This is a genomic window from Porphyromonas miyakawae (assembly GCF_045865415.1).
GTDB lineage: Bacteria > Bacteroidota > Bacteroidia > Bacteroidales > Porphyromonadaceae > Porphyromonas > Porphyromonas miyakawae.
This window is the reverse complement of the sequence record NZ_BAAFSF010000004.1, coordinates 367,517-393,269: the sequence shown is the minus strand read 5'-3', so window position 1 is coordinate 393,269 and position 25,753 is coordinate 367,517. Positions and strand designations below refer to the sequence as shown.

Annotated in this window: 19 protein-coding genes and 1 tRNA gene; 6 read left to right on the top strand and 14 right to left on the bottom strand. The window is 46.2% G+C overall.

The features are described from left to right. Positions 1 to 14 precede the first annotated feature (14 nt). The 11 genes from ACLWMH_RS07125 to ACLWMH_RS07075 all read right to left on the bottom strand — a co-directional run bounded on the left by ACLWMH_RS07125 (position 15) and on the right by ACLWMH_RS07075 (position 11,794). Positions 15 to 1,994 carry an OPT family oligopeptide transporter gene (locus ACLWMH_RS07125; protein WP_411916006.1) on the bottom strand — a complete coding sequence of 660 codons (1,980 nt, stop codon included), beginning with the start codon at positions 1,992 to 1,994 and terminating at the stop codon, positions 15 to 17. A gap of 323 nt (positions 1,995 to 2,317) precedes the next feature. Further along, positions 2,318 to 2,974, bottom strand: a complete 657-nt coding sequence (nth, locus tag ACLWMH_RS07120; protein WP_411916246.1) for an endonuclease III — start codon at positions 2,972 to 2,974, stop codon at positions 2,318 to 2,320. After that, complete coding sequence (pheS, locus tag ACLWMH_RS07115; protein WP_411916005.1) at positions 2,964 to 3,986, bottom strand: phenylalanine--tRNA ligase subunit alpha; 1,023 nt, start codon at positions 3,984 to 3,986, stop codon at positions 2,964 to 2,966. Before pheS ends, nth begins: the two co-directional genes overlap by 11 nt. Positions 3,987 to 4,092: 106 nt before the next feature. Next, on the bottom strand, positions 4,093 to 5,097 hold the full coding sequence (gene gap, locus ACLWMH_RS07110; protein ID WP_411916004.1) for a type I glyceraldehyde-3-phosphate dehydrogenase: 1,005 nt from the start codon (positions 5,095 to 5,097) through the stop codon (positions 4,093 to 4,095). A gap of 74 nt (positions 5,098 to 5,171) precedes the next feature. Next, the gene (locus ACLWMH_RS07105) at positions 5,172 to 5,363 is read right to left on the bottom strand and encodes a hypothetical protein (RefSeq protein WP_411916003.1); all 192 of its coding nucleotides are present in this window, start codon (positions 5,361 to 5,363) and stop codon (positions 5,172 to 5,174) included. A gap of 197 nt (positions 5,364 to 5,560) precedes the next feature. Next, on the bottom strand, positions 5,561 to 7,309 hold the full coding sequence (locus ACLWMH_RS07100; RefSeq protein WP_411916002.1) for a phospho-sugar mutase: 1,749 nt from the start codon (positions 7,307 to 7,309) through the stop codon (positions 5,561 to 5,563). A gap of 29 nt (positions 7,310 to 7,338) precedes the next feature. Continuing rightward, a tRNA-Arg gene (locus ACLWMH_RS07095) sits at positions 7,339 to 7,415 on the bottom strand. A 67-nt stretch (positions 7,416 to 7,482) separates the two neighbouring features. After that, on the bottom strand, positions 7,483 to 8,589 hold the full coding sequence (gene recF, locus ACLWMH_RS07090; protein ID WP_411916001.1) for a DNA replication/repair protein RecF: 1,107 nt from the start codon (positions 8,587 to 8,589) through the stop codon (positions 7,483 to 7,485). Positions 8,590 to 8,593: 4 nt separating this feature from the next. Further along, a complete protein-coding gene (gene dapA / locus ACLWMH_RS07085) occupies positions 8,594 to 9,511 on the bottom strand; it encodes a 4-hydroxy-tetrahydrodipicolinate synthase (RefSeq protein WP_411916000.1) in 918 nt (305 codons plus the stop codon). 71 nt (positions 9,512 to 9,582) lie between these two features. Beyond that, positions 9,583 to 10,443, bottom strand: coding sequence for a 50S ribosomal protein L11 methyltransferase (gene prmA, locus ACLWMH_RS07080; protein WP_411915999.1), 861 nt, complete (start codon positions 10,441 to 10,443; stop codon positions 9,583 to 9,585). Then, a complete protein-coding gene (locus ACLWMH_RS07075) occupies positions 10,430 to 11,794 on the bottom strand; it encodes an MATE family efflux transporter (protein WP_411915998.1) in 1,365 nt (454 codons plus the stop codon). Before ACLWMH_RS07075 ends, prmA begins: the two co-directional genes overlap by 14 nt. Before the next feature lie 571 nt (positions 11,795 to 12,365). Here ACLWMH_RS07075 and serB point away from each other — a divergent pair. The 6 genes from serB to pnp all read left to right on the top strand — a co-directional run bounded on the left by serB (position 12,366) and on the right by pnp (position 20,578). Beyond that, positions 12,366 to 13,691, top strand: coding sequence for a phosphoserine phosphatase SerB (gene serB, locus ACLWMH_RS07070; RefSeq protein ID WP_411915997.1), 1,326 nt, complete (start codon positions 12,366 to 12,368; stop codon positions 13,689 to 13,691). Then, the gene (locus ACLWMH_RS07065) at positions 13,688 to 13,990 is read left to right on the top strand and encodes a Dabb family protein (RefSeq protein WP_411915996.1); all 303 of its coding nucleotides are present in this window, start codon (positions 13,688 to 13,690) and stop codon (positions 13,988 to 13,990) included. Before serB ends, ACLWMH_RS07065 begins: the two co-directional genes overlap by 4 nt. 17 nt (positions 13,991 to 14,007) lie before the next feature. Further along, positions 14,008 to 14,748 carry an LPS export ABC transporter ATP-binding protein gene (lptB, locus tag ACLWMH_RS07060; RefSeq protein ID WP_411915995.1) on the top strand — a complete coding sequence of 247 codons (741 nt, stop codon included), beginning with the start codon at positions 14,008 to 14,010 and terminating at the stop codon, positions 14,746 to 14,748. Positions 14,749 to 15,179: 431 nt separating this feature from the next. Further along, positions 15,180 to 17,333, top strand: a complete 2,154-nt coding sequence (locus ACLWMH_RS07055; protein ID WP_411915994.1) for an elongation factor G — start codon at positions 15,180 to 15,182, stop codon at positions 17,331 to 17,333. Between the two features lie 268 nt (positions 17,334 to 17,601). Beyond that, the gene (gene mnmD / locus ACLWMH_RS07050; protein WP_411915993.1) at positions 17,602 to 18,288 is read left to right on the top strand and encodes a tRNA (5-methylaminomethyl-2-thiouridine)(34)-methyltransferase MnmD; all 687 of its coding nucleotides are present in this window, start codon (positions 17,602 to 17,604) and stop codon (positions 18,286 to 18,288) included. Positions 18,289 to 18,361: 73 nt separating this feature from the next. Continuing rightward, positions 18,362 to 20,578, top strand: a complete 2,217-nt coding sequence (gene pnp / locus ACLWMH_RS07045) for a polyribonucleotide nucleotidyltransferase (protein WP_411915992.1) — start codon at positions 18,362 to 18,364, stop codon at positions 20,576 to 20,578. 354 nt (positions 20,579 to 20,932) lie between these two features. Here pnp and ACLWMH_RS07040 read toward each other — a convergent pair whose 3' ends face one another. The 3 genes from ACLWMH_RS07040 to ACLWMH_RS07030 form a co-directional block, all read right to left on the bottom strand. Further along, positions 20,933 to 22,678 (bottom strand): leucine-rich repeat domain-containing protein, encoded by a 1,746-nt coding sequence (locus ACLWMH_RS07040; RefSeq protein WP_411915991.1) that lies wholly within the window; start codon positions 22,676 to 22,678, stop codon positions 20,933 to 20,935. A gap of 6 nt (positions 22,679 to 22,684) precedes the next feature. Then, positions 22,685 to 24,670: a hypothetical protein gene (locus ACLWMH_RS07035; RefSeq protein ID WP_411915990.1), complete on the bottom strand. Its 1,986-nt coding sequence runs from the start codon at positions 24,668 to 24,670 to the stop codon at positions 22,685 to 22,687. A gap of 508 nt (positions 24,671 to 25,178) precedes the next feature. Continuing rightward, positions 25,179 to 25,739 carry a LysE family translocator gene (locus ACLWMH_RS07030; protein WP_411915989.1) on the bottom strand — a complete coding sequence of 187 codons (561 nt, stop codon included), beginning with the start codon at positions 25,737 to 25,739 and terminating at the stop codon, positions 25,179 to 25,181. Positions 25,740 to 25,753 lie beyond the last annotated feature (14 nt).

The following is a 25,753-nucleotide window of genomic DNA, read 5'->3' as shown; positions in this document are numbered from 1 at the left end:
GTTCGGGTATAGGTTTATTGTTCTGTTGTTTTCTTTACTCGTAGAGAGGCAAATAGGAAGTACGCAATGATTGCCAAATAGACAAGTAATGTAACCAAGTTAGCTGATGAAGTAGCTAACCATTCTTGCTGCATCATATCTACTCCGGCAAACTTGAGAATGGCACTCACTACGCCCATAAGTGCACCACCGGCAATAAATCCGGAAGCAATCAATGTGCCCTTATCTTTACGAAGTTTGTTGAGAGCCTCATCTTTGCTGCGTGTGCTTACCAAGTAGCTTACCAAACCTCCGATGAGGAGCGGAGCATTAAGTTGTAACGGGATGAACATACCGAGCGCAAAAGGAAGCGCAGGTACCTTGATGGCAGTGAGGATCAGTGCGAGAATAGCACCGGCCCCATAGAGTATCCAAGGCGTTTCTCCACCTTCCATGAGCGGTTTGATTACAGCTGCCATGGCGTTGGCTTGAGGAGCTACTAAAGCATGTTCACCGGTGAATCCATAAGCCTTATTAAGCACGAGCATGACCCCGGCAACCGTAAGGGCAGAGACTGTGGTACCTAGGAACTTCCATCGCTCCTGATGCTTGGGAGTTGTGCCAAGCCAATAACCTATTTTGAGGTCTGTGATGAAGCCTCCGGCCATGGATAGAGCCGTACATACAATACCTCCTATTACCATAGCTGCTAGCATGCCTCGTTCTCCGTTTAAGCCTATGCCGACCAATGCTATACTCGTTAGAATAAGTGTCATAAGCGTCATCCCGGATACCGGATTGCTCCCGACAATAGCAATTGCATTTGCTGCTACAGTAGTGAATAGGAACGTGATAACAAATATGATCAACAGTGAAATAAGCGTTTGGTATATGTTGGCAGTAACTCCGAATTGAATGAAGAGAAGTACAGCAACTAATACGGCAACAATAGCCAGCACAATAAAGCGCATGGAAAGGTCTTGCTCGGTACGCTTCAAGTCAACCGCAGAGCCTCGGTTGCCTCCAAACTCGGTTGCTGCCAATTTAATGGCCCTACCAATAATCTTCGAACTGCGCAGGATGCCAATGATACCCGCCATAGCGATACCACCAATTCCTAAAGGACGTGCATAAGCTGCAAATATCTGTTCTGCATTCATTTGCCCTATAGTAGCAGTTATGCCGTCACCTACCGGCATTGTCATACCCGGGGCAAAGTAGCCAATCAGAGGAATGATCACAAACCACACCAAAAAAGAACCGGCACATATAATCGTTGCATAGGGAAGACCGATGATATATCCTAAGCCTAAGACAGCAGCCCCGGTATTGACCTTGAAAACCATTTTGGTGCGTTCGGCAAAGGATGCTCCCCACGAAAGCATTCGGGTGGATAACTCTTCTGCCCACAGCCCTATACTGCCTATGATAAAGTCGTATAGCCCCCCTATTAATCCGCTAATAGCAAGTACAATAGTTTGCTTGCCGGCACTCTCGCCTGTAACCAATACCTCAGTTGTGGCAGTGGCTTCGGGGAAGGGATACTTGCCGTGCATCTCCTGAACGAAATATTTTCTAAAAGGGATTAGTAGTAAAATGCCTAAGAACCCACCTAATAGGGAAGAAAGGAAGATTTGCCAAAAGCCGGCTTCCAACTCTAATATGTACAAGGCCGGCAGCGTAAAGATTGCTCCCGCCACAATTACACCGCTGGAGGCTCCGATGGACTGAATGATTACATTCTGACCCAACATATTCTTTTTGCCGCTCAGGGAGCCTATCCCAACTGCAAGAATAGCAATGGGAATAGCAGCTTCAAATACTTGTCCTACCTTAAGTCCTAAGTAAGCGCAGGCCGCAGAAAACAGTATAGCCATTAAAACTCCCATCAATACAGAATAGGGAGTTACCTCCTTAGGACGTGAGTTGGCAGGCATGATCGGTTCGTACGTTTCGCCCGGCTTAAGTGCTCGATAGGCATTCTCGGGAAGTTTGTTCTTTACTTCTTGTGGCATGGCGTTTATGTATTTATAGTTTCTTATTTATCCTTACCTAAGGACTCATGTACTGAGTTGAGGCTTTTATACTCAGGAATGAGTTCCTTTAGCAAAAGTACTGCTTTTTCTATATTTGCCTTGAATGGATTATCTCCACGGCCATATAACGATCGCTCTTTTGCTTCTCTTTAAAGCATAAAAAGGGAAGTTAAGTCACCACGGGCTGCTCTCTCATAATAAAGGAATTAGTGTTAAACGGCTTACAATAAGTAAGTAAAACACTTTGCCTATGGTAGTAAGTTCCATCTTTTTTGCAGTCACAAAGATAGGGAACTTATGCCTTAATTAATCTTTTTTGCGGCGTTATGTGTGTGATATTTGCACAGATTACTAATAGGGCAAGTCGAGCATTTAGGATTACGTGCAGTGCAAGTACGCCTTCCATGTAAAATGAGTAGATGATGCGTTGTGGAGAGCTTCTCTTTGGGTACGTGGCGTAGTAGTGCTTTCTCAATCGCCTCCGTTGTTTTGCAGCTCTCGGATACTAACCCTATTCTTCGCGATACACGCATTACATGTGTATCCACGGGCATTGCCGGTTCGTTGAAGTAGACGATGAGCATTACATTGGCAGTCTTGCGTCCCACACCGGGTAGCTGCATCAGTTCTTCGCGAGTGGAGGGTATCTGTCCATTAAAATGAGTCATTACCCCGTTTGCCATATCAACAAGATATTTTGCTTTGCTATTGGGGTAGCTGATACTACTTATATAGGGGAGTACCTCTTCAGGGGAGGCAGCAGCCAGGGCGCCTACTGTAGGAAAGGCTTCAAAAAGGGCAGGCGTAGTCATATTGACTCGCTTGTCGGTGCATTGTGCCGACAAAATAACTGCCACCAAAAGTTCATACGCAGAGTGATACTGCAACTCAGTGGTCGGATTAGGTATTGCGTCACTGAGTGCCTCAATCACTGCTGCTGTACGCTCTTTAATGTTCACCTTCAAATTGCGATAGGAAGCGGATATCGTTTTCTGAGAATCGACGTAGGTCGTTGCATCTGTATTTGAGGTTTGCCATGCGTTCAATACCCATTCCGAGTGCATAGCCACTGTATATCTCCGGATCGATCCCACAATTCTTCAATACATTGGGATCAACCATGCCGCACCCTAATATCTCTACCCAGCCGGTTTGTTTACATAAAGCACAGCCTTTACCATGGCATATATTGCAGGATACGTCCATTTCGGCAGATGGCTCCGTGAAAGGGAAGTAGCTCGGTCTTAATCGGATCTTGCTGTCAGGGCCAAAGAACTCGCGTGCAAAGAAGAGTAAAAGCTCTCTTAAATCTTGGAATGATACCTGTTTATCCACATAGAGTGCTTCTACTTGGTGGAAAAAGCAGTGTGCACGAGCCGAAATGGCTTCATTGCGATATACGCGTCCCGGGCAGATGACCCGAATGGGAGGAGCTGTTTGCTCCATAATACGTATCTGCACGCTGGAAGTATGCGTTCGGAGCAGTACAGCAGGATTTTGCTCAATAAAGAAAGTATCCTGCATATCCCTGGCGGGATGATCGGGAGGGAAGTTGAGTGCGGAGAAAAGATGATAGTCATCTTCTATTTCAGGTCCGCGCGCTATGCTAAAGCCCAGCTTAGTAAATATAGCGACCACCTCTTCTTCCACAATAGAGAGTGGGTGACGACTTCCCATGGGAAGTGCGTCGGAGGTGCGTGTTAGGTCCTCATGAGAAACCTCTTTTTCCTCTTTTAACTCGTTGCGGAGCTGCTCTATGCGTTCGGTGGCTATCTGCTTAACTCGGTTGACAACAGCCCCCAAGGAGCGTTTTTCTTCCGGAGCTAATTTTTTGAATTCTTCGAAAAGATCAGCTATCTCCCCCTTTCGGCTTAGAAAGTGAATACGTAGCTCTTCTACTTCTTTGAGCGTCTTGGGCTGTAGCTCATCTAACTCTTTCGTGAGCCGTTCTATTTTCTCTTGTAGCGTCACTTTGGTATTGTATTATGCTAAAAGCGGACAGATACCTTCATCTCCCAAATCGCTTGAAGCGTATACAGGAGATGAGGTATCTGTATTTGTTTATGATCAGGCTTGTTTAGGCATTTACCTTTGCCATGTGTGCAACGAGGCAGAGGATCTTGTTGGAGTATCCCCACTCATTGTCGTACCAAGCCACAAGTTTTACGAACTTATCGTTCAGAGCAATCCCTGCCTGTGCATCAAAAATACAGGTGTGGGGATCGTGGGTAAAGTCAGTAGAAACGAGAGCTTCGTCTACATACTCTACAATACCCTTCATCTCTCCTTCGGCGGCACGCTTAACAGCCTCTTTGATGGCGTCGTAAGAGGTAGGCTTCTGTAATAAAACAGTTAAGTCAACTACAGAAACGTCCATCGTGGGAACACGGAACGACATACCGGTCAACTTGCCATTGAGTGAGGGAATTACTTTACCTACAGCTTTGGCAGCACCCGTTGAGGAAGGAATGATATTGCCGATGGCACTACGTCCTCCGCGCCAGTCCTTAAGGCTCGGTCCGTCAACCGTCTTTTGCGTTGCGGTAGCTGCATGAACGGTAGTCATAAGACCCATTTCGATACCGAAGTTGTCGTGAATAATCTTAGCCAAAGGTGCTAAGCAGTTGGTAGTACAAGATGCATTAGAAGCGAACTGCGTACCCTTCTTATAATCATCTAAGTTAACACCCGTTACAAACATAGGGGTATCGTCTTTGGAAGGAGCAGACATTACTACGTACTTGGCACCTGCTTCGATGTGGCCTTGAGAGAGCTCCTTAGTTAGGAAGCGTCCGGTACTTTCAACCACGTATTCTACCCCTGCAGCCCCCCAATTGATCAGACGAGGCTCCTTCTCGGCAGTAACACGGATCTTACGACCATTTACAACCAACATGCCGTTCTCTACTTTCACTTCGCCGTTAAAGCGACCGTGTACAGAGTCATACTTGAGCATGTAAGCCATATAATCAACGTCTATTAAGTCGTTGATAGCAACTACTTCAAGATCATCACGCTCCATTGATGCTCTGAATACCAAGCGACCAATGCGCCCAAATCCATTAATACCTACCTTTGTCATTTCTTTGAAACTTGTCTTATTGTGTGATACTTTATATGCTTTACTTAGGTCAAGAAGATCTTTTCCGCTCCTCTCTACATACGTACACTGCAAAGATACTCATTTCGCACTTCATTACAATTAGATTTCAAAAGTATATCACCCTTCTGTATCGGTTTGATGCTATCCAATATTTCTTCACGCTCAGCGTATGAGTAGGTAAAGCCTGCGAGTAGATTGTGGTAGAATAGGGTATTACGTTTTTCACCCTCTCTCAAATGTGTCAAAAAAAAGATCTGTAACTTTCGTTCAAAAGATTAGAATCTTTTGTTCAAAACATCAGAACCTATCAAACAAAATATCTATACTTTTTGTAGAAAGCTTCTTAAAGCTGTGATGTGCGTAGGAAAGAAAAAAAGGACATCCGTAGCATTAGCTTGGGATGCCCCTTTTATGTGAATAGGTAATAGAAAGGAGTGGAGGCCTATTCAAAGCCTAACCACTTCCTGATTTGCGCTATCTTAAGGTCTGCATTCTTACGTGCCTCCGGTAAATCGGCCCGTGTACTAATCGGCTCTTTAACGCATATGTAGAACTTAATCTTAGGTTCTGTGCCGCTAGGGCGTATGGACAGCTTGATGCCGCCATCCGTGTAATACTGCAATACATTGCTGGTGGTGGGCATGTCCAAAGGTTTAGTCGCACCGGTACGTAGGTCAAGGCATTGTAATTTGTCATAGTCGCGAATTTCTACAATGCGTTGGCCGACAAGTTCTTTGGGTGGATTCTCGCGGAATGAGCGCATCATTTCTTTGATCTCGCTGGCTCCTTCGCGACCCTTACGCACCATATTCATACCTTTATCTGCATAATAGCCGTACTTGAGGTATATCTCATCAAGCAACTCTAAGATTGTAAGCCCCTTATCCTTAGCCCAAACCGTTAGCTCGGAAAACATACAGCAGGCCGATACACTACTCTTGTCACGGATAAAGTCCTCCCAAAGGAAGCCATAGCTCTCTTCTCCTCCACCTATATAACGGTGCTTGCCTTCATTTTTGCGAATTACATCAGCAATCCACTTAAAGCCTGTATAAGTATCGTGCAGGGTTACCTTGTAGTCATCGGCAATTGCACGGATCAACTCAGTAGTAACTATGGTCTTTACAACATAATCATCCGCTCTAAGCTCTCCTATTTCCTTGCGGCGAGCAATAGAGTAGTAGGTTAGTAACATGCAGATCTGATTGCCATTGATAAGGGTCATATTGCCCTCTTTGTCCCTTACAGCCACACCTAATCTATCTCCATCCGGATCACTGCCTAAGACAAGGTCAGCACCTGTTTCATTAGCGCGCTCGATAGCTAAGGCAAGTGCCGCAGGCTCCTCAGGATTGGGACTGACCACAGTGGGGAAATCTCCGCTGATATGATCTTGCTCCGGAACGCCTATGATATTACTGAACCCGAATTCCCTAAGGGCACGCGGTACAATGCGTTGCCCTGTGCCGTGAATCGGTGTATAGACGATAGGCATGTCGTGGTGACGCTTTATAGCATCTTGAGCGAGGGAAAGCCCCTTTACTGCCTCTATAAAAGCCCTATCTATATCTGCGCCTATTTCTTTAATCAAAGAGGGATTGGCTTCCTGCTTAACCTCTTCAATTGATGCGATGCGGCTTACCTCCGCAATAGTATTCTCGTCGTGTGGCGCAATCATTTGTGCCCCATCACACCAATAGGCTTTGTAGCCGTTATACTCCTTTGGATTGTGCGAGGCAGTTACCATTACCCCGCTCTTACAGCCCAAATAACGAATGGCAAAAGAGATCTCCGGAGTAGGACGTAGGGCATCAAAGAGGAATACTTTAATACCATTTGCAGAAAATACGTTGGCTGCTGTTTCAGCAAAATAGCGACTATTGTGGCGACAATCGTGTCCAATGACTACCTTTATCTCTTCGCCCGGGAATGCTTTTAGTAGATAGTTGGACAGTCCCTGCGTGGCCATGGATACCGTGTAGCGGTTCATTCGATTGGTGCCTGCGCCCATGATCCCGCGAAGTCCTCCAGTGCCAAACTCTAAGTTTTTGTAAAAAGCTTCGATGAGCTCCGTTTTGTCTGTCGCTGCAAGCATACGACGCACTTCTGCTTGCGTATCGGCATCGTATCCGTCCCGAAGCCAACTATTGGCTCGTTCGGTTACTTTAAGTAATACATCTTCCTGTCCCATAATTTGTCTGCTAATTTGTGTCTTCCAGATGGTGATCGGGATGGGATTCGAACCCATGACCGTCTGCTTAGAAGGCAGATGCTCTATCCAGCTGAGCTACCCGACCATACAATCTCACCGAGTCTTGGCGGGTGCAAAGTTACGTATTTCTTTCTAATACGGATAAAAAAGTACTATGCGGATAGCTCTTCAACCTGCCCATACGCTACCTTGAAAAGCGTATAGGAATTACCATATTGGGCTATTATTTCATCTAAGTACTTTCGATTGGTATCCGTGATGAAGATTTGCCCATAGGTCGGTTGCATAACCAATGCTATAATGCGCGCTACACGCTCCTCATCTAATTTGTCGAATAGGTCGTCCATGAGAAGAAGTGGGTACACTCCTTTTTTCTCGGCGTATAGATTGTATGCAGCTAGCTTCAAAGCCGTGAGGTAAGATTTGTTTTGCCCCTCTGAGCCAATCTTACGGATCAGCTCATCCTCCAATAGCATGCTTATATCATCTCGATGTACTCCATACAGGGAAATGCCACTCTTAAGCTCTTCATTTCGTAGTGCACGCATAGCAGATAGATAGTCGTCGTACGACTCTTGTGTCTCGGTGGTGTATTGTAATGCTGTATGTTCGTTGGTGTTGCCAATGCTTTGGTAAAGCTGCTGAAAGAAAGGGATAAACTCTTCGGTAAAGGACTTTCTCTTGGCACGAATAGTTATTCCCATCTCAGTCATCTGCTCCTCTAATACATCCAGTAGCATAGCATCGGGGCGATCACTCCTGAGTAGGTTAGACTTTTGCACTAAAAGCTGTTCATAGCGGCTGAGTACGTGCAGGTACTGATTGTCAAGCTGAGAGAGCAGACGGTCTAAAAAGCGTCTACGCTCGGCACTTCCTCCCTGAATAAGCTTATAGTCATTCGGAGAGATAACTACGGAAGGGAAGCGTCCTACATGTTCACTTAGTCGTTTGTATAGCTTTCCATTGCGATTGAGTTGTTTAGAGCCTCGGGTGCGCAGCTTAAGCACGATGCGCTCCTTCTCCTCTTTGTCATTAATAAAGGTACCGGCTATAAACGACTCTTCTTCGCCTTTTTTGACTGCCATTCGGTCAATGGTAGAAAGGTGGCTGCGCACGATGGATAGGTAGTGTACGGCGTCCAATAAGTTGGTCTTCCCCATTCCGTTTCCTCCGAATATAGCGTTTAGCTTAGGAGAAAAGCGGCAGGAGGCATTCTCTATATTTTTGAAGTTGGTTAGGTCTATTTCAGCTAAATGCATGTCCTTATGGGATGAGTGCAGAGAGCCGAGTGGCCTCTTCCTGCAAACGATGATACAAGGACTCAGAAGCTTCTACCAAAGGCAGGCGAAGCGTATTGTGAGTGAGTATGCCCAAAGCATGAAGCAAAGCCTTGATTCCGGTCGGATTACCCTCACAAAAGAGCAGCTTGTAGAGAGCTTCCAGCGCATTATCCACCTTTTGTGCGCGCTCCGGTGCGTTGATATGAAGCGTAGCTTGAGTTAGTTCGGGGAAAGCATTAGCCACCACTGAAATAGCTCCGTCAGCTCCTGCCCGCATAGCTTGTAGATTAAGCTGATCATCGCCACTTAGTATGGTGAAGTCTTTGTCTATCTGTTGCTTTATAGCAGTTACACGCTCCGGAATAGTAGCTCCTGAAGCTTCTTTGATCCCCACGATTTGTTTCGGGTAAGTATCGCGTAAGCGGAGCAGCGTGTCAATAGATAAGTTCACCCCTGTACGGGAGGGGATGTTGTAGATGATGATAGGTAGTGGAGAAGCTTGTGCTACAGTTGCGAAGTGTCGGTAAATACCTGTCGCATTGGGCTTATTGTAGTAAGGCACCACAGAGAGAATACCATCCACTATATCCGGATCCATTTGCTCCAAGCGTTGCACTAATTGGGTTGTATCATTGGATCCTAAGCCGAGGATCAGCTTGGCTTGTCCCTTTACCTTTTCTTTTGCAAAGCGAAGCAGCTCATGTCTTTCCTCCATGTGTATAGTGGGCGACTCTCCACTTGTGCCGAAGAGTACGATATTTTCCACATGACCGCAAATGCGTTTCAGTAGCAACTCTAAAGAGCAAAAGTCTATTTTGTTATGATCATCAAAGGGAGTGACAAGAGCCACGCTGAGACCCGAGAAGGGCTTCTGTGGGGTAGAATGAGTTGCTTGCTTCATGGCATCGAAATATTCATGATTCTTCCCTGCAAAAATAGCAAGAAAAATGGCTTTCCCTGCATATCCACCCTTTAATGACAGTAAAAGCCCAATGCAGCCCAACCCTCTTTTTGCATTTCGTATAGAGGGGTAAATTCTTGTTCAAGGGCTGCTTGTCGGATGGTTACGGCATCCTCTTCTTCAAAGAAGCCGCTGAGTAGAAGAATTCCCTTGTGGCGAAGGGTAGTGCGATATAGCGGTAGATCAGAGAGGATAATGTTGCGGTGTATATTAACGAGTAGAAAGTCCATGTCGCTCAGTCCGCTCTCACTGAGTGTGCCGAGGTACAGGTTGTTTGCAGGGAGGTCGTTGTGTTGTAGATTCTCTTGTGTATTGCGAATGGCCCGCTCGTCTGTGTCAATAAAGTGCATCTCCTTTGCGCCTTTTAGCAAGGCGGTAATGCCGAGCAGGCCTGTGCCACAGCCTACGTCTATTCCTCGCTTTCCCCGAAGATCGGACTTGAGTATCATCTCCAGCATCATATGGGTAGTCGGGTGGGAGGCGGTGCCGAATGTATCTTTAGGCGCAATTAGAATCTCTAATAGGTTGCGATTGGGGCTGTGTGCATGATGTGGGGCGCGTATATAGAGCTGATTGCCTACAGTAATGGGCTTTGCTTCGCTTCCCTCCCACACGGCGTTGTAATGTCCCTCCGGAAGTAGTTCGCTTGTATACGCACAGCGAAGAGGCGGAAACGCTATTTCCAACACGCCTTTTTCGGGGAGTGTGCATATCTCTGCTGAAATATACGCCATGAGCAGTCCACTCTCTTGTATAAAGGTATCAAAGCCCATTGTAGCTAATTGCTCGGCCACTAAGTCGTATACGGATTCTTCAGACATCCCCTCAGGTGCCTCTTCTATGCAGTAGCGGTAAACTTTATATTGCTTCATTGGGTATCTTTCGATTAATCTTTCGTTTTAGATAAGGAAGCAAAGCGAGTGCCACGGATCCCTTGAGAGCCGAGGATATTGTAATGGACCACCAAACGGCACTTAGGCCCGGAATGAATGTTTCGAAAAGGAAGAATAACGGAATGCGAAGTACATTGCCTACGACGCTAATCGTTGCCGGAATGCTGCTATTACCGGTTCCGTAGAAGAGTCCCTGTGCCGTTATCTCGGCCATCATAAAGAGTTGCGAGTACCCACTAATCCGTAAGTAAGTACCCCCTTCCTGAAAGACGGCATACTCCGGTACGATCAAGTAAAAAATAAATCCTCCAAAGAAGACGAACAGCAGAGTGGCACATAGCCCTATAATGCCGGTAATGCGTCCTATATAGCGGTATCCTGCCCATATGCGGTGCTTTTTGCCGGCACTGTAGTTCTGTCCCACATAGGCAGAGAGGGCTGTGGAGAAGCCCTGTGAGGTGTTCCACGAAATAGCCTCAATTTGTCCTCCTGTAGTAATGATGGTGGCACCTAATGATCCCCCTACACGAGTGGCAAAGGTGCCGATGATAAAATTGATAATGGAGAAGCAGCAGTTGAGAAGCGATACGGGTAGTCCCACAGATATAATGTCTAATGTCTCTCTCTTTCTGAGGCGTACCATTAGTTGCCACCCGCTTAGAATTCGTTTGCCGTATCCCCGCTCCCAAAGAAGTATGGCGCACACAACCGTCTCGGAAATAGCCGTTGCCAATGCCGCACCTCGAATTCCGCCATGCAGCACAAAGATCATCAAGGGATCCAGTATCATATTGAGAATCAGACCAACCGAGTTTGCTTTGAAGGGTATCTTGCTGTGTCCGGCAGCGTTGTAGCAGCCACTTAGTGCGAGCGAAAGGAAAAAGGGAATCATGGCTGAGATATAGATAAATAGGTACCCCTCCGCCATCCGTGTTACATGTTTTTCTAAGCCATACAGAGCGATGATAGAGGGCCCTAATAGAACGCCTAGAAGCAGCATGAGTAGTCCGAGCCAAATGGCTAACGAAGTGGTATGCGAAGCCATTAGGGCTGCCTTAGCGCTATCTTTGGTTCCTATGGCTTGTGCCACTCTTACCTCTGCGCCTATCTTGGTCATTACGCCGATAGAAGCAATAAACCACGTGAGCACGCCTACTACGCCAATAGCGGCTACCGCTTCATTGCCCAGTCGACCCACCCAAGCTATGTCCGTGAGTACGTAGGCCATCTGAATAAAGGAGGTACCAATGATAGGAGCGGCAAGCGAACGCAACTGTCGCTTGTAATTACCCGTTGTGAGGTCTTTTGCTGCTGTGGTTCCTACATTCATGAGATGTGGCTTGGTCTCTCTTTTATTAGTCAAAATGGGCGGTGCAAAGGTACTAAATCAGAGCTAATCCGATCAGTTCGTTTGCCGATACGTTGCAGTGCGTGTGTGAGGCTAAGAAAAGTTTATACTTGCTGCCCCAAAAAAGTATAGATGTTTGAATCAAAACTTATAGATGTTTGGTGCAAAAGTTATAGATCTTTTGAATGAAAGATCAGAACCTTTTTGTGGCTGATAGTAAAGGCTTACAACGGAGAGAATGGACGAATTTCTATTTGGGTAGAAAGCAAATGTAACGGACAAGAGTATTTTTTCTTTCGCCTCTTTTGCATTGCTTCCCATGAATGTTTATCTTTGTGTGATCCTTCTTATGAAGAACTGCAAGGAGTGTGCGTAACGCCCTCTTTACGGGAGAGAAGTGAAGCGCTATGTGGATTGAACCCGGTGTCGGATGTCGTGGCCGAGCAAAGGCATCAATCCCATGAGTGTATCAGGGGGTAGGCATACAGGCAAGGTGTTTTATTGCGATCTTTTGAATGAAATATAAGCGGATGTAATTTAGTTAGATGAAAAGATGATGGAAGAAAAAAATTTAGTGCCTGAGAATCGTGCGGTTATCACACATTCAGACGAGGAGCACAATGACGCAGCAACAGGAGACAAGAGAAAATTGATATTAGCAACCATTCAAGGAGAGGACCGCCCCGGTGTAACCGCTTCACTGATGGAGATCTTGGCAAAGCGTAATGCGTTCATTTTGGATATTGGTCAAGCCGATATTCACAATAACCTCAATTTGGGAATCCTTTTTGAAACAACGGAGGCAGATAGTGGGGATATTTTCAAGGATCTGCTCTACCGTGCTTATGAATTGGATGTGGCTATCCGCTTCAATCCTATTTCACCCGAAAATTACACCGAATGGGTTAATGCCCAGGGTAAGAACCGCTACATCATTACCGTAGTGGCGCGTAAGATCACAGCCGAAATGCTGGCCGCTTTAGCTGATGAGGCTGCTGCACAGGGACTCAACATAGATAATATTCGCCGTTTGACCGGACGTATTCCTTTGGATGAAGGTCAGCGGTCACCCAATGCCAGTATTGAATTCTCCATGCGAGGTACGCCCCTTAATGTAGAGAAACTGCAAGAAAAACTTGTAGATATGTCGTCGCAGCTCAATATGGATATCTCTTTCCAGCGTGAGTCGATGTTCCGAAGAATGAGGCGAGTGATTTGCTTTGATATGGACTCTACCCTTATTCAAACGGAGGTTATCGATGAGTTGGCTGCCCGTAATGGAGTGGGCGATAAGGTGAAAGCGATCACAGAGCGAGCTATGCGCGGTGAGATAGACTTCAAAGAGAGTTTTACCGAGCGTGTGGCCCTTTTGAAGGGGTTGGATATAAATGTAATGGAGGATATAGCAGAAAATCTTCCTATGACGGAAGGTATCGAGCGGCTCATGAAGGTCTTAAAGTTGATGGGCTACAAGATCGCTATTCTTTCCGGAGGCTTTATGTACTTTGGTACCTATATACAGCGCAAATTTGGTATTGATTATGTGTATGCCAATCAGTTGGAGGTGGACGAAAATGGTAAGCTAACAGGGCATTACATAGGCGAGATAGTCGATTCGCGTCGTAAGGCCGAGTTGCTGAAGCTGATAGCACAAGTAGAGAAGGTGGACCTGATGCAAACTGTAGCGGTAGGAGATGGTGCCAATGACCTGTTGATGCTGCAAACAGCCGGCTTAGGCATTGCCTTTCATGCCAAGCCTAAAGTAAAGGCCGAGGCAGAGCAAAGCCTCTCATTTGTGGGATTGGATGGAATCCTTTACTTCTTGGGATACAAGGATTCCCATTTTGATGAAATGTTAGCACAATCTTATATCGTATGATAAGGCATATAGTATTATTTACTTTAGGCGGCTTTTCAAGCGAAGCCGAGCAGCAAGCGCAAGTTGTCGCCATTAAAGAGGCCTTGGAAGCACTGCCGGCGGTGATTCCCTCTTTGGATTCGCTTCATGTGGGGGTTAACTGCAATCCGCAAGAGCAACCGACCTTTTGCCTTGTGGCAGAGGTAGCTGATATGGAGGCTCTGAAAGCCTATGCGGAGCATGCTAAGCATCAGCAAATAGTCAAAGAGATGATTCTCCCCTATAAGCAGGGGCGGCAGGCTATTGATTACGAGTTTTAGCCGTTAATATTTGCTCTATGGCCACGCTTTCAACCCGAAACTTAGTAAAGAAGTATCATCGCCGCACGGTGGCAGATCATGTGTCCATTTCCCTTGAACAAGGCGAAATAGTGGGTCTATTAGGTCCTAATGGGGCAGGTAAGACCACCACTTTCTATATGACAGCCGGCTTAGTAGTGCCTAATGAGGGGAGAATATTCTTGGATGATACCGACATTACAGAGTATCCGGTTTATAAGCGGGCACGCTTAGGAATAGGATACTTGGCACAGGAGGATAGTGTCTTCCGACGTATGAATGTGGAGGACAATATCATGACAGTCTTGGAGATGACTAAGCTCAACAGTCAGCAGCGTAAGGATCGCTTAGAGGAGCTAATTGACGAGTTCGGACTTCAAAAGGTTCGTAAGAATCAAGGAAACCGATTGAGTGGAGGCGAGCGACGACGCGTAGAGATCGCACGCTGCTTGGCTATCGGACCGCGTTTCATTATGCTGGATGAGCCTTTTGCCGGAGTGGATCCTATTGCTGTGCAGGATATTCAGCATATAGTAGCACGTCTCAAACGACAAAATATAGGTATTTTGATTACCGATCATAATGTGAATGAAACGCTTTCCATTACGGATAGAGCCTATTTGCTGTTTGAGGGAAAGGTGTTATTTCAGGGTACAGCCGAGGAGCTGGCCGAGAACGATATCGTAAGAGAGAAATATCTGGGACGAGACTTTCTGTTGCGGCGTAAGAGCTTTCTTTAGTATCTATTGGGAGCGAGGTTGTCGCTTTCCGGAGTTCGCATTAAAGGGGTATAAGGTTTCTTATATCCCTTTTTTTATGGATTCATATAGTGGCAAGTCGGCAGGCTGTATTTCAAATGAGTAGATGCCGATCTGTTGCTGCGCTCCCTTGTATAATCCGACAAAATAAATAGTACTACCTATTTGTGGGTATTAAATCTTCCATAGCGTTTTGATAATGTGGTATGTTGCATTACTATGTGTAAATTATTACAACTTTGTTGTGGCATTAAGAATAAATTACTATCTTGCAGTGCTTTTGCCGAAGGGGAGTACAGAAAGCACCTAAAAAAAGCTCCCCAACTACTTATGGCAATGCTTTATATAGTTAATATAGAGTAGGTTAAGTGTAAAATAGAAGTAATAAAAATAATAACAGGTAGTAAGGTACCATGAAAGTGTACAAGACAGCGGACATCCGCAACATTTCTCTTTTAGGTAGTGCCGGTTCGGGCAAAACGACTCTCGCTGAGACGATGCTCTACGAAGCCGGCGTGATAAAACGTCGTGGCGAAGTGAGTCAAGGCAACACGGTTTGCGACTACTTTCCCGTAGAAAAGGAATACGGCTATACGGTTTTTTCAACCCTCTTTAGCGTTGCTTGGGAGGACGAGAAGCTGAATTTTATCGATTGCGCCGGTAGTGACGACTTTATCGGCGGTACCGTTTCGGCATTAAATGTAACGGATAGCAGCTTGGCAGTGGTCAATGCGCGGTACGGGATTGAAGTGGGGCTGATCAACCAACTGAGGTATGTGGAAGAAAAGAAACGCCCGATCTTTTTCCTGATCAATCAGACCGATGACGAAAAAGCAGATTTTCAAGCCACGTTATCTCAACTAAAGGAGCGTTTTGGCGGTAAGTTGGTTCAAATACAGTTCCCGGTTGCCGGCAGCAAGAACCAGATGGTGGACGTGCTTAGCATGAAGATGTACCAATGGGGTCCTGAAGGCGGTACTCCGGAAGTATTGGATATTCCGGCGTCTGAGTTGGCTCAAGCAGAAGAGTTGCGTCAGACGCTTATCGAGTCGGCAGCCGAACACGAAGAGACCCTTATGGAGCGCTTCTTTGAAGCCGGTTCGCTTACGGAAGAGGAGATTGTTCAGGGTATGCGTAAAGGGGTGCTCACCGGAGAAATGTACCCGGTGTTTACCGCTTGCGGTATGAAGAATATGGGCGTGCGACGCCTGATGAGCCTATTAGCGCTACTGGCTCCACATACCACAGAAGCTACCCCACCGGTAACTACTGAGGGTGTGCCCGTCGCTCCGGATGCCTCTAAGCCGGTAAGCCTCTACTTCTTCAAAACTACCATAGAGCCACATATTGGCGAAGTATCCTTCTTTAAGGTGATGCAGGGTACGCTGAAAGAGGGGATGGACCTGACGAACAGCAATCGGGACAGCAAGGAACGCATCGGACAGCTCTACGTAACTGCCGGACAAATCCGTGAACGCGTGGATTCCTTCGAAGCCGGTGACTTAGGTGCTACCGTAAAGCTGAAAGGTGTTAGGCGTGGTGATGCATTAAACGATAAAGATGTGTCTTATCGTTATCCGGAAGTTGAGTTTCCTAATCCTAAGTACCGTCGTTCGATAAAGGCTGTTAATGCATCCGATTCGGAAAAGATGACCGAAGTGTTGCACCGTATGTGCGAAGAGGATCCCACTTGGATAGTAGAACAGTCAAAGGAATTGCGGCAAACGATCGTGAGCGGTCAGGGCGAATTTCATCTTCGCACGCTGAAGTGGCGTATTGAAAACAATGATAAGATACCCGTTGAATATGGTGAGCCGCGTATTCCCTATAGAGAAACCATTACAAAAGCTGCCAGAGCCGATTATCGTCATAAGAAGCAATCGGGTGGTGCCGGACAATTTGGAGAGGTGCATTTGATCGTAGAGCCTTACGAAGAGGGTAAGCCATTACCCGAATCGTTCCGCTTCGGCTCGCAAGAGTTTAAGATTACTCCCAAAGATACGCAGGAGATCCCCTTAGATTGGGGCGGAAAGCTTGTCTATGTAAATAGCGTAGTAGGTGGGGCTATAGATGCTCGGTTCATGCCTGCCATTCTGAAGGGTATAATGGAAAAGATGGAGCGTGGCCCGCTTACAGGAAGCTATGCCCGTGATGTGCGCGTAATCGTATATGACGGTAAAATGCACCCGGTAGACAGTAACGAAGTGTCCTTCATGCTTGCGGGACGTAATGCCTTTAGTACGGCATTCCGTGAGGCAGCGCCTAAAGTATTGGAGCCTGTGTATGACGTGGAAGTAGATGTGCCGGCTGATTTCATTGGTGACGTGATGAGCGACCTACAAGGTAGACGTGCCATCATAATGGGAATGAATAGCAAAAAGGGCTATGAACAGTTGCTGGCTAAAGTGCCGTTGAAGGAATTGAGTAACTATGCTACCGCACTCAGCTCCCTAACCGGAGGAAGAGCAAGCTTTACAATGAAATTCGCTTCCTACGAGCTTGTACCGACCGATGTTCAGGACAAGCTGCTGAAGGAACACGAAGCAGAAGAAGAGCAAGACGCATAGAGCCGAGAAAGGGTCTCCCCCTTTAGGAAGTATTGCGCCTGTAAGAAGGAGTTGGAGCATATCGGGAGTTCTCGGTATGCTCCGATGCTTTAGAGCGAAGACCAAATAAGGGTTCTTGTTTCCCCTACTCAATTGCTTTACAAAAAAAGTATGCAGCTTTCAAATAAAACACATGTACCCTTCGTTTGAAAGGTATGTGTCTTTTTATTGATCGTTGTATGCCGTTTCACAAGTGCTTTCCCTCCACTTATTTAGTTGCATTGTAATTATGTTCCATCTATTTCGAAAACCTCGTGTCGCAGTACCTACCGATGAGGGGTCAGTGACCTTTTTGGATCGCCGACACCATCAAACCTTTCACTCTACTTACGGTCCCATTGAGGAGAGCCAAATAGTTTTTGTAAAGAACGGCTTCCTTTTCTATTGTGAGCAGAACCCACTTACTCGGGAGGTGCATATATTGGAGATGGGCTTCGGTACAGGACTTAATGCACTCTTAACGGCAGAGGCAGCAACAGAGAGGGGCATCAAAGTATTTTATACAACGTATGAGCGGTATCCGCTTCATAAGCATGAGTACAATCTGTTGCACTTCCCGGGAACTGATGCGCACCTGCTTGAGACTTTGCATACTCTCCCATGGAATACCCCTTGCGAAGTAACTCCTTTCTTCTGTATAGAGAAGCGAAAAGGTGACTTTCGTAAGGCTCATTTTGACCTGGAGCAGTATGAAGTGGTCTATTACGATGCCTTTTCGCCAGATGAAATACCGGAGCTTTGGGATGCAAAAACTTTGTCAAAGGTAGCGTGTGTACAACCTGAGGGCGGGCTCTTCGTAACCTATACAGTGAAAGGCACTCTGCGTCGTACATTGCACGCTATAGGCTATGAAGTAGAGCGTCTTGCTGGTACACGAGGAAAGCGTCAAGTACTGCGTGCCGTTAGATATATTTGATACATTTATATGGCTTAAATTGGCTACCTTTGTTTGTAAGAACAATTAGAATAGTGTTTTAGACGAATTGAATATGTTAGAACCCGTAACAAAGCTGATCGATCTTGGCGATGGAAGAACAATAAAGATCGAAACGGGGAAATTGGCCAAGCAGGCCGATGGTGCCGTAACAGTAACAATGGGCAATACAGTCCTATTGGCTACTGTATGTGCAGCAAAAGATGCTGCTCCGGATGTGGATTTTATGCCTTTACAGGTAGATTATAAAGAAAAGTTCTCGGCCGTTGGGCGTTTCCCCGGTGGTTTCACTCGAAGAGAAGGTAAGTCATCGGATTATGAGATCTTAGTGTCTCGTCTGATTGACCGCGCTTTGCGTCCTCTTTTCCCGAGCGATTTTCACGCTGAGGTATTTGTAAATGTAGTGCTTTTCTCTGCCGGAGAAGATGATATGCCGGATGCTTTGGCAGGCTTAGCTGCTTCTGCCGCATTGGCTGTATCGGACATTCCTTTTGAGGGTCCGATCAGTGAAGTGCGTATTGCTCGAATTGACGGTCAGTGGTGTGTCAGTCCTTCTGCTTCTGAGCTTAAGAAGGCTGATATAGATATGATGGTTGCTGCCACCTTAGACAATATCATGATGGTCGAAGGTGAGATGGATGAAGTAAGCGAAGCTGAAATGCTGGAAGCTATTAGGCAAGCTCATGAAGCCATCAAGAAGCAGTGTCAGGCCCAATTGGAGCTTTCCGAGGCCGTTGGTAAGACGGTAAAGCGTACCTATTGCCACGAAACAAATGACGATGAGCTACGCCAGGATGTACACGACAAGTGCTACCAAAAGGCATACGATATTGCTACTTCCGGTACCGGAAAGCAAGAGCGTACAGAGGCTTTTGATGCTTTAGTTGAAGAATATAAAGCTACATTTAGCGAGGAAGATTTGGCCGAAAAGGAGGTCATGATCAACCGCTATTACCATGATGTGGAAAAGGAAGCAATGCGCCGTGCTATATTAGATGAGGGTAAGCGGCTCGATGGACGTAAGACCAACGAAATACGTCCTATCTGGATTGAAACCAGTTGCTTGCCTATGCCTCACGGAAGTGCTATTTTTACTCGAGGTGAGACTCAGTCCCTCTCCACGGTTACCTTAGGTACTAAGGATGATGAGAAGTTAGTGGACGATCCCTTGAATCATGATAAGGAGCGCTTTTTACTGCATTACAACTTCCCTCCTTTCTCTACCGGTGAAGCAAAAGCTTGGCGTGCCGTCGGACGCCGTGAGATAGGTCATGGTAACTTAGCACTTCGCGCCCTAAAGAGAATGATACCGGATAACTATCCCTACGTAGTGCGTGTGATGAGTGATATCTTGGAGAGCAACGGAAGCTCCTCTATGGCTACCGTATGTGCCGGTACACTTGCACTGATGGATGCCGGTGTGCCTATCAAGCGACCTGTTTCAGGTATCGCAATGGGCTTGATCAGTGAGAATAAAGGTCAGAACTATGCCATACTAAGCGATATACTTGGTGATGAAGACCATTTGGGCGATATGGACTTTAAGGTGACCGGTACCGAAAAGGGTATTACGGCAACTCAAATGGATATCAAGGTGGATGGCTTGAGCTATGAGATATTGGAGAATGCCCTGGCACAAGCTCGCGAAGGACGTATGTATATCTTAGGCAAGATAAAAGAGGCACTGCCGGCTCCTCGTGCCGATATGAAGTCCAATGCACCTCGCTTGGAGATCTTCAACGTACCGAAAGAATTCATCGGTGCTATTATAGGCCCGGGTGGAAAGATCATACAGGGCATACAAGAGAAGAGTGGTGCCAATGTATCGATTGAGGAGATTGATGGAGAAGGACGTGTGGAAGTATCCTCTTCCGATAAGGCTGCTTTAGATAAGGCACTCTCTATGATCAGAGCAATTGTCGCTGTGCCTGAAGTGGGTGAAGTATATGATGCCAAGGTAACCAGTGTAATGCCTTACGGACTTTTTGTAGAGTTCATGCCGGGCAAGGATGGATTGCTGCACATCAGCGAAATAGATTGGCGACGCTTCGAGAAGATTGAGGATACCGGTTTGCAAGAAGGGGATAGTATCCGTGTACAACTCTTGGAGATAGATCCTAAGACCGGCAAGTATCGTCTGTCTCATCGCTCTCTTCTTCCCAAGCCGGAAGGCTGGACTGAGCCTGAGCGTCCTGCAAGACGTCCGCGCAGTGGTCGCGATGGAGAGCATCATGGCGATCGTAGACAAGGCGGTCGTCGCTCTGAAGATTAGTCGATAAGAAATAAATTCGCAGTTCATTAAATAGAGGCGAGAGTATGGGGTTCCATATTCTCGCCTTTGCATTTATATAAGCTCCTAAGCCCACTTTATAGAAGCTCCGGTCGTGTACTGCCTTGAAGCGTAGGGATTGGATCTCGTTATCAGGGTATGCCCTTGTGCGCTTTCTTAGCGTTTGAATTTTATTTTCCCTCCTATAAGACAGAGCCTATACAAAGAAGTGCAGTGTAAAATGGTTAGCAGCCATTCCTCCGCTTGGCAGCTGTACGGGAGTGGATAAAAGAAAGGGAAGAGGATACCCGCAGGTATGCCTCTTCCCTTTACTGTAGTACTCAGTACCCGGCTATTTTATTTGTCGGATAGGTAGAGTTTTTCGCTCAATAGAGTTCCTGATTCAGCGTCTATGAAGCTTGCCAAGTAGCTACCTGTAGCGGGTAGAGTTACTTGCAGCATCGCTTCGCCCTTCTCGCCTTGGAAGAGACAGCGACCACTGAGGTCATAAATCATAAGACGACCCGTAGCGGTTCCACTTACCATAATAGTACGGTTAGCTGTTCTGATTGTGAGGTCTGTAGCCTTCGTTAATTCGTCAGCTGAGAGGTCACTACCGGATCCATCGCCTATTACTTTGGGGGTCCAGTTCTTATCGGTTGCTATGCTTGTGTCGCTTGATTTTGCGCCTTTGTCCTTGTCATTTTCTCCATTTAGCAGATTCACTTTGCCGGACTTTTTGGGTAGTGTGCGCAAAGTCTTGTACACTGCGTTAAGTTGCTCTGAAGTCATTCCATTCTGGTGGAAGCCAACCATCATGAGTTTGGTATTGTGACTAAGATCAAGAGCTGAGAGATGGCAGTTACGAATACTGAAAACCTCAAGAGCCGGGCAACCGGACAGGTCTACTTTCTTAAATTGATTTGTACCTAAGTCCAATGTCTTAAGCGCAGTCAGATTCTTGAGTTGTATTTCGGCTAATTGATTTCTGGGGAGAAGCATCTTTTTGAGTTTCGCAGGATCTGAGGGAAGTATAAGTTCCTTCAATGCGCACTCTTTGGCTTGCAGTTGTTCGATGACAGGGCAGGCAGATACATCAAGCTTTGTCAGTTTCTTATTCTTATTGATCCACAGATTGATGATCTTGCTTTGCTTGCTTAGATCGATAGTGGATAAGTCGCATTCCGAGACACCTAAGTCAGTAATCTGCGGGCACGCTGTTACATCGAGAGCAGTAAGCGATGCATTGCCTCCCAGCATAAGGTAGGAGAGTTTCGTGCTTTTGCTCAAGTCAATTCCTCTAAGTGCACCATTCATTGCATTGAGCGACGTAAGCTCAGGGGAGGTAATCTTTAATGAGGTAAGTCTCTTGTTGTCGCTACAGCTTACGGTGGTTAGCTGATTAAAAGAGCTCAGATCCAGTACTACGAAGTTATTCTTATCTGCAAGGAACTCCTGTAGGGGTGCATCGGTAGCTATTTTGAAGTGCTCGATGTTACACTCGTTAATGATCACATTGGTCAGCTTGTGGCATTGCGATAGATCAATGGTGTTGAGCCTTGCCATACGTGCACAGTCGAAGTAGGTCAGTTCGGTGCATTCTGTTACGTTAAGGGCATCCAAGAAGTTACCGGATACCACTAAACGCTGCAGCTTAGGGCATTTGGTTACGTCCAATGATTTGAGCGAATTACCGAAAAGCTCTATGTTGCGGAGCTCTGTATTTCGCGTTAGATTTATCTCGCCTATGTAGTTGTAGGCAGCCATAAGAACCTCCAGAGAGGGGCAGCCGGAAACGTCAAGCGTAGTGAGTTTGCTGCTTATTACATTGAGTCGGGTTACATCGCCCTCAATGACAAAGTTCTTTCCTTTGGAAGCACTTTTCGGTTCTGAGAAGTCTTTGCCTATGGTATAGCTTACGAATTGACCATCCCCCCAGTCTATTCTAACGGGGGTATTCTCTTGCGCAGCGGCCAATCCGAAGGAAGTAGCAGTACCTACTTTTGCAACGGTGGTCATTTTGATTACTTGCTGAGCCTTAATCGGTGAAACGATCGCCAAGCAGGCTACTATGGTAGCAAAAAAGTGATAGTATTGTTTCATATACACTTACTTAAGAATGTATTTAATCTGTTTTGTTTCGTGGTTATTCCCTGTAATAGTTACGATGTAGCAGCCCTTTGCCAGTGCCTGATTGAGGGGCATTGATACACCATTCATAGCGTGGATTGCTACGATCTTCTCTGCTTCATTTACTGAGTGGATTATTCCGTTGCAGTCGCCTAATACAGGCAAAGAGGGAGCGGGTAGGACAATCTCTTCGGCAGCGGTGATATTCTCCTCGTTGATAGGGAGTGTAATGCTTTGTACGATTGAGTTCTCGTAGGGCTGCTTTCCTTCTCGAAGCAGTGCCAGTACTAAGCGGTATTTCCCCTCTAAGTAAGTTTGGGCATCGGGTAGCTCAATATTTTTTTGAATGCTGTAGTCATTGCCAATACTGATGGCTTCTTGTGCATCGGAGAGAAGCTTTACCACCTTTCCGTATAGCTTAGTCGGGTCGATGGTTACTTCATCGCTTTCTTTGTCGTAAGGAGGCAATCCACTGTCTTCGGTAATATAGGCTACCAAATAGTATTTGTCCTCTTTATTTTCGTCAACGCTTAGTTTTCCCTTTACAGAGAGGTAGATCTTCTGATCCTTACTGCCCCGCTTAAGGGTCGGCTGGAGATCTGCAAATGCTGTCTTGTGGAAAGAGCGTTGCAGAAGGTATTCGTACACGTCTGTTAATTCTCCGATACGGAGTGCCGGTGTATAAGTGCTAAGATCCAGTAACTGTGCACTATTGTTGAGGGAGCCGTAGGGCTGCATCAAATCTCTGTTGTAGAGGAAAAGCGGCACTGAATCAATCCTGTACTTGCTTATGGTTTGCTCCATTCCCTTAATTGGTGAGGTGACACCGTCATTGCTTTGGCAAGGAATGGTTACGATGGCTATTTTGTCGGCCTGCTTCGTTTTGCCCAGCAAACGAGTTACGGCAGTAACTGCTGTTTGATAGCGGGTCATGCTCTTAGGGTCTTCCGGATTGACAAAAATCTCCATGAGGTGCTTGCGTTTGAAGCCGTTGTCAATTAAGTAGCGTCTCATAGGCCGAGCACGTCTACCCAAGTTAACCTCTATGCCGTTTACTTTGGTCGGAACTATATTAAAGAGATGGGTTTTCGTGTCGTTGGGTGCCTCAAAAATGCAGAAGCCTAAGCCCTCATCTATACTGCTACCGGGCAGAAGTTGTACATCGTTGAGCGAGGCTGTCTTCTTTTCGGCCTCATTGTCATCGTACCAATAGGTCAGCTCAATCGTGTTGATGGTCTCTTTGCTACCGTTGTCAAAGTAGGCAACATAGAAGATTTGGGGCTTCTCGCCTTCAATGATGGGAAAGTAGTTGTCGCCATATACATCATCGAAAACCAGACCTGCAAAAGGCTCGGAGCTTATAGCTTCGATATGCTCAAATTTCCAAGCGGCTACCGTAGTATTGCGATACGTCTCTACTAATTCTTCGGGTACTTTCAGGGTTATGGTCTTCAATAGCTCCTTATTGACAAAGGTGCCTGAGGCTGTTTTAGGCATTGCGCTACAAGGCACTACCAATACTTGTAATGCTTTGCAACCGAAAAGTGCTCTGGAGGCAATGCTCCTGAGCGAGGTGGGCAGGATTAGCTCTTTGAGCGTCTTGGTGTCTGCCAGTGCGCTGGATAGCTCTGAAGCTTCGTAATCATCGTAGCTAATTGGGTCTGAATAAGCTTCAATGGTAGCTTCTGTAAGGTCTATACGCTCCACACTCCGACAGTACTGACGTAGCAGGAGTAAATCTACGTGGTTGATATGTCCCTTGATTACGAGGTCGGTTTCGTTTGCAGCTTGCTTAAATAGTGATTCGCTACTACCGGCCTCTTCAATGGTGATTTCATAGGGTGCAGCAAAGCCTGTACCCACACCGTATATACCTACAGCGAGCAGAAGTAGGCTGCGGCATAAAAAGGAATGAAGAATTTTGGGTAAGCGTAATGTGCTTACTGTGCGAGGTTCGTTTTTCATGAAACTGTTGTGTTTATAATGATGTTCTCTGTTTGCTGACTTATTTTGAGATTCCCTTGTCTGATATCTTATCTGAAGGGTTGTCGGTGGTATTCCGCTTGGAATTACATTAAATGAATCCCTTTATCTTACGCTCCATGCGTTGCAGTTTAGCTGTTCTGAAAGGGTTCATTAGGGGAAACTTAGCCATTCCCCGAGAGGATCCTTTGCCCAAAGTGTCCATTTACATTATGCAAAGGTATAGGATTTTCCGAAGTTAGCAGCAATAGATCCAATCTGTTACAATAGAATATGGGTAGAAGTGAAATGATTTATCTATCCCTTTTGCCGAAACCCTATAGGGTTTTTCGAAAAAGGCTATAGGGTATTCTGGAAAAGGCTATAGGGTTTTCTTGGAAAAGATAGGTAGTATGCGCAATAAGTATGGGGAAACGGAGCGCACTTCGTAGGACTATACACGAGAGAATACACTACAGGTTAGTGAAGGCGAAGCATTGAGGCGGGCTAACTATAAGAAAAAGTGGAGGATGCCGGCCGCAATGAGGAGGATAGCGATGACGTGATTAAGACGGCGGATTCTACTTGGCCGTAAGTGTACGCGGAGTCGGCTTACAATAAGCGTAATCAACCACCACCATAGTAGTGCCCCAATCTCAATTGAGACTAATAAGATGATGCTGGTGAGCAGTGGAGATACACGCTCCGAGAAGATGGGAAAGAAGCTGAAAAGCGCTAAATAGAAAAATATGATCAGGGGGTTGGAGAGGGTAAGTAAAAAGGAGGATACCACCAGATAGGAATCTCCTTTTTGCTCTTGGTCTTTGTTGGGTGCTACATAGCGAGGAACGGAGAAGAACGTGTAAATACCGAAAATAATGAGCACAATGCTTGCAAATATCTCTATTCCTGCGCGATATTTATCGAGCACGTCTATCACAACGCCTACTCCGAGAGAGCACAGGGCTGCATAGAGGATATCACTTAATGAAGCACCAAGCCCGGTCAATAAGCCACTCCTACGTCCTTCGAGTAGGGTTCGCTGCACACAGAGTATACCGGTTGGTCCCATAGGACATGACACCA